8 protein-coding genes are annotated in these 9,791 nt (G+C 68.9%); 2 read left to right on the forward strand and 6 right to left on the reverse strand.

Features of this window, described 5'->3' with window-relative positions; genetic code table 11:
• Nucleotides 1–146: 146 nt before the first annotated feature.
• Complete coding sequence (locus ACZ60M_RS25155; protein WP_465421948.1) at nt 147–848, reverse strand: hypothetical protein; 702 nt, start codon at nt 846–848, stop codon at nt 147–149.
• Nucleotides 849–1,041: 193 nt separating this feature from the next.
• Here ACZ60M_RS25155 and ACZ60M_RS25160 point away from each other — a divergent pair, with 193 nt between their 5' ends.
• The gene (locus tag ACZ60M_RS25160; RefSeq protein WP_465421950.1) at nt 1,042–2,487 is read left to right on the forward strand and encodes an aldehyde dehydrogenase family protein; all 1,446 of its coding nucleotides are present in this window, start codon (nt 1,042–1,044) and stop codon (nt 2,485–2,487) included.
• A gap of 189 nt (nt 2,488–2,676) precedes the next feature.
• Complete coding sequence (locus ACZ60M_RS25165; RefSeq protein ID WP_465421952.1) at nt 2,677–3,666, forward strand: hypothetical protein; 990 nt, start codon at nt 2,677–2,679, stop codon at nt 3,664–3,666.
• A 115-nt stretch (nt 3,667–3,781) separates the two neighbouring features.
• Here the strand turns inward: ACZ60M_RS25165 and pstB are convergent, their stop codons facing one another.
• From pstB to ACZ60M_RS25190, 5 genes are all read right to left on the reverse strand, one after another.
• Complete coding sequence (gene pstB, locus ACZ60M_RS25170) at nt 3,782–4,660, reverse strand: phosphate ABC transporter ATP-binding protein PstB (protein ID WP_465421954.1); 879 nt, start codon at nt 4,658–4,660, stop codon at nt 3,782–3,784.
• Nucleotides 4,661–4,846: 186 nt separating this feature from the next.
• Nucleotides 4,847–5,698 (reverse strand): DUF6042 family protein, encoded by an 852-nt coding sequence (locus tag ACZ60M_RS25175; protein WP_465421956.1) that lies wholly within the window; start codon nt 5,696–5,698, stop codon nt 4,847–4,849.
• 180 nt (nt 5,699–5,878) lie between these two features.
• Nucleotides 5,879–6,067, reverse strand: a complete 189-nt coding sequence (locus ACZ60M_RS25180) for a hypothetical protein (RefSeq protein ID WP_465421958.1) — start codon at nt 6,065–6,067, stop codon at nt 5,879–5,881.
• A 136-nt stretch (nt 6,068–6,203) separates the two neighbouring features.
• A complete protein-coding gene (locus ACZ60M_RS25185) occupies nt 6,204–7,994 on the reverse strand; it encodes an NHL domain-containing thioredoxin family protein (RefSeq protein WP_465421959.1) in 1,791 nt (596 codons plus the stop codon).
• 53 nt (nt 7,995–8,047) lie between these two features.
• Nucleotides 8,048–9,595 (reverse strand): recombinase family protein, encoded by a 1,548-nt coding sequence (locus ACZ60M_RS25190; protein ID WP_465421961.1) that lies wholly within the window; start codon nt 9,593–9,595, stop codon nt 8,048–8,050.
• Nucleotides 9,596–9,791 lie beyond the last annotated feature (196 nt).

Below are 9,791 nucleotides of genomic sequence, written 5' to 3' on the forward strand. Positions count from 1 at the left end.
TTAATCGTGGCAAGGGGCGGGAAAAGAGAGGAGAAAAACGAGGGGGGGGGGGGGGGGGGGAAAAAAGAAAAAAAAAAAAAAAAAAAAAAAAACAACCCCCCCCCCCCCCCCCCCCCCCCCCCCCCTCTTCGGCTGCGTTGCGGGCGTTACTGCTGCGGCGCCTGCGGCCACGGGTTCTGCTGGGTCGCCGGAGCCTGCGGGGCCTGCGGCTGCACGGCCGGCTGGGTCCCGGTCGCATAGCCCTGCGGCGCTGCCGGAGCGGCGGGGGCGGCGGGACGCGCGGCGGCGGCCGAGCCGGGGACCATGACCGCACCGGCGGCGAACAGGCCGTACGCGGCGACGAGCAGGAGCGCGCCGATCCAAGCGGACGGGTCGGAGGCGGAGTCGCCGTCGCCCAGAGCCAGGACCGTGAACAGGAGCCGCGCCAGGAAGATCGCGGCGCCGACCACCGCGAGGGTCTTCCACAGGTTCCGCAGCTTCTCACCGGTGAACAGCGTCAGCGCGAACATGACGATGACGGCCACCAGGATCGACTGGATGCCGCCGCTGATCTCGCCGATCACGAACGCCGACAGGACCGTGCCCTCGCCGAACTCGCTGGAGCCGCCGGAGCTGGTTCCGGCGATGAGGCCGGCGAGGACCAGGGCGCCGAGGCCGGAGAGGCCGAGGATCGCGGGCATGGAGGGCACGCCGAGCTTGTCGAACAGCGACGGGGCCGGGGGAGCGTAGGCGGCGTACTGCTGCTGGGCCTGGTACTGCGCCTGCGGCGAGGCGTAGGGCGCCTGGGGGTAGGCCGGTTGCTGGGGCTGGCTCTGCGGATACCCCGCACCTGATTGCTGTTCACTCATGCCCTCATCATGCCTTGAGCGGGCAAATGGACGCACACGGGTTGCGGGCGCCCCCGCCTGCGCCGGGACGCCGGTCCCCGGTGGCGGCCCGACCCGCCTCGGGCCCTTCCGGTCTCAGGGAGTGAGGGCTCCGGCACGGATTCGCGGGCGTCAACCGCAGCGCCGCACGCGCTCGAACCCGTAGGCTGGAAACATGTCGCAACGTCTCCGTCCCGTTTCGCCTATTTGGGTGGCAGGCCGTCCGCAGCACGGCGAGGAGGAGTTCTTCGTCACGCACCCCTACGACGAGTCCCCTGTAGGCGCCACGTCCTGGGCGACCGCCGGGCAGGTGGAGGCCGCCGTCGCCGCCGCCTCGGGCGCCGCACGCGAATGCGCGGCCCTGCCCGCGCACGTGAGGGCCGAGGCGCTGGAGCACGTGCGCCGCCGCCTCGACGAGGAGGCCGAGACCTGCGCCGAGCTCATCACCGCCGAGTCGGGCAAGCCGATCGCGTGGGCGCGCGTCGAAGTGAAGCGGGCGGTCTCGACGTTCCGGTGGGCCGCCGAGGAGGCGCGGCGGTTCGCGGGCGAGGTGCAGCGGCTCGACACCGACGCGAACGCCGAGGGCCGGCTGGCGCTGGTGCGGCGGTTCCCGCGCGGGCCCGTGCTCGGCATTACGCCGTTCAACTTCCCGCTGAACCTGGTGGCGCACAAGGTGGGTCCGGCGATCGCGGCCGGGTGCCCGATCGTCGTCAAGCCGGCCCCGGCGACGCCGCTGTCCGCGCTGCACCTCGGGGCGCTGTTCTCCGAGACCGACCTGCCGCCCGCGATGCTCTCGGTCCTGCCGGTCCCCAACCACCGGGCCGAGCAGCTCGTGGACGACCCGCGGCTGCCCGTCGTCTCCTTCACCGGGTCCGCGCCGGTGGGCAGACAACTACTGCGGCGCGTCCCCGACAAGCACGTGACCCTCGAACTGGGCGGGAACGCCGCCGTCGTCGTCGCCGCCGACTACCCGAAGCGGGACTGGGCGGCCGAGCGGATCGCGATGTTCGGGAACTACCAGGCCGGGCAGTCGTGCATCGCCGTGCAGCGCGTGTTCGTCGAGGCGCCCGCCTACACCGACATGGCCGCCCGCATAGTCGAGCAGGTCAAGGCCCTGCCCTCGGGCGACCCGAACGACCCGTCGTGCAAAGTCGGGCCGCTCATCAGCGCCGACGCGGCCGCGCGGGTCGAGGCGTGGATCGAGGAAGCGGTCGACGAGGGCGCGAAGGTCCTGTGCGGCGGCACGCCGCGCGAGGGCTCGCTCGTGGAGCCGACGGTGCTCGCGAACGTGCGCCCGGACGCGAAGGTGCTGCGCGAAGAGGTGTTCGGGCCGGTGCTCGTGCTCGCGAGCGTCGAGAGCTTCCAGGCCGGGCTCGACGCCGTCAACGACTCCCGGTACGGGCTGCAGGCCGGGGTGTTCACCGAGAGCCTGCCGCAGGCGATGCTCGCGCACCGCACGCTGGACGTTGGCGGCGTGGTCATCGGCGACGTGCCTTCGTTCCGGGCCGACCAGATGCCGTACGGCGGGGTCAAGGGCTCCGGTGTCGGCCGCGAGGGCGTGCGGTGGGCGATGGAGGACTACACGGTCGAACGCGTGCTCGTCCTTCCGGACACTCTTTGAGCCGCTGAACCGGGCGGCCGGGCACCGGCGGCCACGGCGGTGCGCGAACGCGGCGGACGATGCCGGACCTCGCACCGGTGACGGGCGGGGGCGTACAACCACACCCGTGCGCGCTGAGCTGCGATATTCCTTACTCGCCGGCGACCCCGGATCGCCCGCGTGTTGACAACCCCCTATAGCGTGGCCGACATGACTGTCCCTCCGAATTACGGTCCCCCGCCGGAGCAGCCGCAAACCCCCGGCTACGGGTACCAGTCGCCCTACGGCGGCGGCCAGAACCCTTACGGCAGCCAGCCGCAGCAGCCCCAGTACGGCGCAGGCGCCGGACAGCAGCCGCCTTACGGCAGCGGCGGAGGCCAGCCCCCTTACGGCCAGGACCCCGGCAGCCCTTACGGCGGCCCCGTCCTCCCGCCCGAACCGCCCAAGCGGAACCTCGGGCTCATCGGCGGCATCGTCGTCGGCGCCACCGTCCTCGTGCTCGGCGCCGTCCTGCTCGTCACGATGAACATCAAGGGCAAGGAAGACGACACCTCGGCCGACGGCGGCGACGACACCTCCGAGTCGGCGTCCGAGAACGACAACACGCCCGACGAGGACGCGACCACGCCCGCCGAGGAGTCCGGCTCCGAAGTCGGGCAGTGCCTCGCGTACGAGTACGACGTCGAAGGCAGCGGCTTCCCGCTCGTCGACTGCGCCGACGCGACCGCGTTCTGGGAGATCACCGCCCAGTCCTACGACGTCACCGACATCGCCGTCGACGACGAGGGCTACGTCGTCGACACCGCGCCGGTGTACGAGCTCTGCGGCGAGGGCTGGGGCGCGAACCAGCTCGGCAAGGCGTGGACCCACTGGGACTACGTGTACTCCTCGGGCACCCTCGAATCGCTGTACTGCCTCGAAGCGGTCGGCAACCCCGACCCGGCCGAGCCCGAGCACCTGCCGATCATGCCCGACGTGGGCGACTGCTTCGACGACGCCGACCGGTGGTGGAGCATCGACTGCGGCTCCGACCTGGCGCTCTACACCGTCGTCGACACCATCATGCTGCCCGAGCCGGTCAAGGACATGTCCGACGAGGACGCCGAAGCCGAAGGCACCAACTGCGGCACCGACTACTACTGGGAGATGACCGACGGGGAGAGCCGCACCTACGGCATCCTCTGCGGCGACAAGGTCTAGACGCTGAATCGTCGAAAGGACCGGGCGGCCTGAGGCCGCCCGGTCCTTTCGACGTTCCAGGGGTAAGGGAACGGCGGCGCGAACCCCTCGATCGCGCCGCCGTAGGTGTTGGGGTCTAGCCGAAGCGGCCGGTGATGTAGTCCTCGGTGCGCGAGTCGGACGGGTTCGAGAACAGGCGCTGGGTCTCGTCGAACTCGACGAGGAAGCCGTACCGCTCGCCCGCGTCGTCGATCGCCGCCGAGAAGAACGCGGTCGCGTCTGAGACGCGCGCGGCCTGCTGCATGTTGTGCGTGACGATCACGATGGTGTAGTCGCGCACCAGCTCGCTCATGAGCTCCTCGATGCGCGCGGTCGCGATCGGGTCGAGCGCCGAGCACGGCTCGTCCATGAGCAGGACCTCCGGCTGCACGGCGATCGCGCGGGCGATGCACAGGCGCTGCTGCTGCCCGCCCGAGAGCGCCAGGGCGCTCTTCTTGAGGTTGTCCTTGACCTCGTCCCACAGGGCCGCGCCGCGCAGGGCCTGCTCGACGCGGTCGGCGAGGTTGTCCTTCATGCCGTTGATCCGCAGGCCGTACGCGACGTTGTCGAAGATCGACTTCGGGAACGGGTTGGCCTTCTGGAAGACCATGCCGATGTGGCGGCGCACCGCGATCGGGTCGACGCCCGAACCGTAGATGTCCTGGCCGTGGAAGGAGATGCTCCCGGAGACCTTCGCGCCCGGGATGAGGTCGTTCATGCGGTTGATCGAGCGGAGCACCGTCGACTTGCCGCAGCCCGAGGGGCCGATCATCGCGGTGATCTGGTTGCGCGCCACCGGCAGGGACACGTCGCGGACGGCGTGCGAGCGCCCGTAGTGGATGTCGACGCCCTTGAGGTCGATGACCGTGTCGGTCTGCGTCGGGGTGAAGAGCGACCCCTGCGCTGCGCCGCGCACGGCGCGGCCCGGGGCGAGGCCCGCGATGGGGGCCTGGGCGCGGGTACCAGTCTCGTTCACGCTCACGCGAACTCCAATCACCGAAAGTCAACCGCCGTTAACGTGTTCTGCCCTCATGGAACGCCATGCAAGTGCACGGAGGTGAACGTGAAGGTGAACTGAGAGTGAATGGAGTGCAGTACTGGTCGCAGCCGTCAAGGCGGCGTTCACGGCCGTTCGGGCGCGATCAGGCGTGAAACGACGCGGTCAGGCGTGCTCGGGGGGCAGCAGCTCGTCGTTCGGGTAGCCGCCGAGCAGGTCGTCGGAGGCGGTGAGCGTGAACTCCTCCGCGACCCCGACCTGGCCGATGTCGACCGACCCGGCCACGTCCCCGTCCTCGGCGAGCTCCATGAGCATCCCGCGGACCACCGGCGCCGGGACGCCCGCGTCCTCCGCGAGCGCCGCGAGACTCACGCGCACCGTGGCCGACTTCGCGCCGCCGGGCAGCGTGAAGCGGCCCTCGTCGTCGAACTCGTAGTCGATGCCGCCGACGCGGCGGATCGCGATCGCCGTGAGCTCCTCGAGGTCCCCGCGCTGGTCGGCGGCCTCCTCGATGGCCTCGACCTTGTCGAAGGCGAGCACGTCGAACGGGTTGGTGTACAGCAGCGGCGCGACGTACAGCTTCCCCTCGCGCATCTCGGAGCGGTACAGGCCGAGGGCGAGCAGGAACTCCAGGAGGTCGCGCACGGTGTGCGGGACGGGCAGGCCCGCGCGGCGGCAGTGGGTGGTGAAGGTGTCGATGCGCTCGCTGCGCTCGGCGGTGGCCCGGTCGTACTCCTCGCGGGCCTCCTTCTCGATGACCTCCTGGGACGCGCCCAGGTGGTGCTCGGAGGCCTCGGCGATCCAGTCGTCGACGTCGCCCGGGTCGCACCAGACTGGCTCGTTCCAGATGTCGTCCTCGGGGAAGGCGTCGGCCCACCAGCTCGCCGGGAACAGGTTCACAGAGGGGACGGTGCGGAACAACTCGATGCTGCACGGCATGATGCGAATCCACGCGGGGTGCATCGGGGCTTGGACGGGGCCGGACTCGTCGCCGAAGGGCCTCTCGAAAGATTCCACATATCGACGTTAGCAGCGAGGTGCGACGCGGCCGCGCCGCTGGGGCGCGACTTCGCTTTCAGCGTACTGGCGCGGTGGGAGCCGTCCCGGCGCGGTGATACCAGGAGTTGCTCAGTGCCCGTTGAGTGCCCGATTGCGACGCACCCGGGGGTGCGCCGGCGCCGGGACGGCCCTTCGCGGCTAGCCGTTCAGGCGAGTGAGGTCGGGCTCGAACTCGGCGAGGCTGCCGGCGTATTCGGGGGTGAGGTACTCGAGGGTGCGGACCTGCTGCTCCAGCAGCTTGCCCACGGTGACGATCTGATCGGCGGCGTTGAGCACCAGCCAGTGCTCGTACTCGGAGTAGCGTTCTTCCACCGGCGCCAAGGTCACAGCGGTTTCCTCCCTGATAGGACGTGCTTGCAGTGCGATCCGAACAACGTAATGCGCCGTGAGGACGACGCGGATTCATGACACGCTGCGGGCAGGTGAAATACCAGCTGCCGCAGGAGATCACACCCGTTCGGGCTCAGGCGCGCAGTACGAGGCGGAGGGTCGAGACGCCGTCGTCGGCAATCTCGATCGGCACGCCCCAGTCCTGGCGGGTGAGGTGGCACGCGGGGTGCTCGGCCTCGGCGTCGCACGTCGCCGCCTGCGCGACCACCTGCAGGACGCCCTGCCCGATGCCGTCCGCGAGCACGAGGTCGCGGCCGAGCTCCTCGCCCTTGCCCGCGCCCTCGGCGAGGAGCTGGGGCGGGTCGGCCGAGACGGTGACCTGGATCGGGGAGCCGTAGGTGTAGTCGAGCTTCTGGCCCGCGGCGGGCTCGAAGAGCACTTCGAGGCGCAGCGCGCCGGGCGCGACCTTGGTGCGCTTGCGCGTGACCCGGTGGTGCTGCCCGGAGACGGCGGCCTCGCCGAGATCGGGCGCGGTGAGGCGGTGCGCGGCCGACTCGACGACGAGGACCCTGCCGCCCAGGACGATCACGTCGCTGGGCTCGGCGAGGTCGGAGGCGAGGGTCGACACCGTCCGGGCCTCGGGGTCGTAGGCGCGCAAGGCGCCGTTGTAGGTGTCGGCGACCGCGATACGCCCGTCAGGGAGCACGGCGAGGCCGAGCGGGTGCTGCATGAGGGCGTCGGCGGCGGGGCCGTCCACGTGCCCGAAGTCGAAGAGGCCCTGGCCGACCGCGGTGTGCATCGTCCCGTGCTCGACGTACCGGAGCGCGGAGGTCTCGGAGTCGACGAGCCAGAGCCGGTCGCCGTCGGCGGCGAGGCCGGAGGGCTGGGCCATCCAGACCTGGTCCAGCGGACCGTCCTTGAGGCTCTCGACGGTGGTCCCGGCGTAGACCCCGGTGGTGCGGGCGGCCGAGTCGAAGTACCAGAGCTGGTGGATGCCGGCCATGGCGACGACCAGCTTGCCCTCGAACCAGGCGAGGTCCCAGGGCGAGGAGAGGTCGACGTCGAGCGCGCTGTCGGTGCCGTTGTCCATGCGCCACTGCTTGCCGGTCCCGGCGACGGTGGTGACGTGCCCGTCGGCGAGGCGGACGCCGCGCAGAAGGTGGTTCACGGTGTCGGCGACGACGAGGTCGTAGCCGACCGCGGCGGCGGTCTCGGCCGGCAGGAGCGCGAGGCCCTGCGGCTCGTTGAAGCTCGGCGCGGTGCCGTCGGCGCGGCCGCGCTCGCCGGTGCCGATCACGTCGACCACCGTTTCGAGGTCGGGGGCGAGGCGGACGAGGCGGTGGCGGGCGGAGTCGGTGACGAGGACATCGCCGCCGGGCAGCTCGATCGCCTTGCCGGGGAAGCGGAGTGTGGTCTCGGCTGGCGCGGCGGCGACGTACAGCGATTCGGTAGTGTCGAGTGTTCCACCGGCAGTGTGTTCAGCGACCAGGTCGCCCACGATCGCATCGAGCGCTTCAAGATGCCCCTCGCCTGCCATCGTTGCGACCACGTACCCCGCAGGATCGATCACCACCAGCGTCGGCCAAGCCCGTGCAGCGAACGCATCCCAGGTCGTCAGGTTCGGGTCGTCGAGGACGGGGTGCTCGACGCCGTAGCGCTCGACGGCCGCGGCGAGCGCCTTCGGATCCCGTTCATGCTCGAACTTCGGGGAGTGGACGCCGACGATGACGAGCGCGTCGCCGTACTTCTCCTCGAGCGGACGGAGCTCATCGAGCACATGGAGACAGTTAATACAACAAAAGGTCCAAAAATCTACAATGGTGACGCGACCTTTGAGGTCGGCCAAAGAGAGATTCCGGCCACCAGTGTTCAACCAAGAGCGCCCTCGCAGCTCGGCGGCGCGGACTCGAGCGGGCTTCGTCATGACTCCAAGGCTGCCACCGTCGAGGCAGGGAGCCTAGTAGATCGAGAACTCCGTCACGTCATGGGTACGGCCGTGGTGTCGGCTGCTGCCCATACGATCACCACTCTCGAATCACCATCGAACCTGACGCCGACACGGCCCGGCCGCACGTCCACCCGGTCGACGAACAATGCGAGGATGCTCCTTCGCTCTTCCAGAGACTCGGCACTCGCGACCATCTGCACAAGCGCCTCTTTTTGGCTCGCTGGTCGACTCATCAGCGGCAGCGAGGCACGCTCTGCCGCCTCACGGAGGTACGCAAGGCGCTCGCGCATCCTGCTTGCGATCTCCGAATAGCGGTCGACGCCCTTTTCACCGTCGAACTCGCCTCGTAGATACCTGGCTTCCTCGAGATCGGATCTTCGCTGCTCGAACGCCGAGATCTCCTCTTGAATCGCGTCGCGCCTGCTGTAGAGCTCGGGATGGTTTCGTCTGGCAATCCGCTCGAGAGCGATCTCCATCAACGGGTCTCCGTGCTGCAGCACCAGCACCCGGGACCGGACCGTTTCCTCGACGTATCGGTCGAAGCTCGTGACCTGCACGGAAACACCGTCACAATCGCGACCCATTCGATGCCGCGAGCACTGGTACGAGGTCCCGGCCTTGCTCATCCGAGACCCGCAACGGGCGCAACGGGCAAGACCTGTCAGCAGAGCGGGCCTGCGGTCCTGAACCTTCCGATTGCCTGCGAACGATAGAGTCCGACGCTCAATCTTCTCGAGGATGAGGTCGCGCTCCTCGACTCCGATGACACCCTCACCGATGCGAACAGGCTCCAGTGTCACCGGGTCGATGTAGGGGTGCACACGATGTCCGTACTTTCGGGTGCCGTCCATGGACACGGTCGTCTCCGTCTGCGGCATGATCCCTGCGAATGCGGGCGACCTCAATAGTTGGAGGATCGTCGAAGTGTTCCACTCGCCACCTCTCGGTGATTCGACACCATGAGTATTGAGCAGCCGAGCAATCTCGACCAAGGTCGATCCGGCCAGTGCCTCGTCGGCGATCAGGCGGGCGTAGACAGCGGTCTCCGGATCGGGGACAAGCCGCCTCGTCTCTGGATCCAGCTTGAGCCCGTAAGGAGGGCGGCCCCCGATCCATTTGCCCGCTCCCCGGAGATGCCGTTTGGCACTCGCCACACGCATGCCCGTGTTCTCGGATTCCGCACGAGCGAGATCTGCCAGCATCACCATCGCGTCCCTGGCGGATTTCTCCGCTGTGTCAAGCCGGTCCATCACTGATACGAAACGTGCGCCTGCCTTCTGGAACTCATCCAGGTGCGCGGAAACCTCAGCGATCCCGCGGCGGGACAGCCTGTCGAGCTTCCAGACGATGAGCGCATCGGCCACACCCGCAGTGATAGCCGTGACCGCGTCAGCGAATCCGGTGCGGCGCACCTCCTTGAAGGCGGAGCGTCCACGGTCTACGTGCACCTTGCGTACAGCAAAGCCGTTCTGATCAGCCCATTCTCGACAGTCGGCCTCCTGCTGCTCGATACCGAAGTGTCCTTCTCGGTTCGAGGAAACCCGAAGGTACAGATCGGCTACGTTGCGCTCTGTCATCAGCCGATACTAGCGAATATCCCTCATCGAATCATCACTCGATAGTGTTGAGTACGAGCAATTCAGAGGCAAAGCACCGGGGGGGGGGGGAAAAAAGCGGCCCGATTTCTCCGCGTGGCTTTCCCTGCGGGTTTTTCTTTTCGGTTTTTGTCTCCCTCCCCCCCCGTGGGGTCGCCGGGGAGGGGGAGGAAGTAGA

The sequence above is a fragment of the Glycomyces sp. NPDC050141 genome, assembly GCF_055586545.1.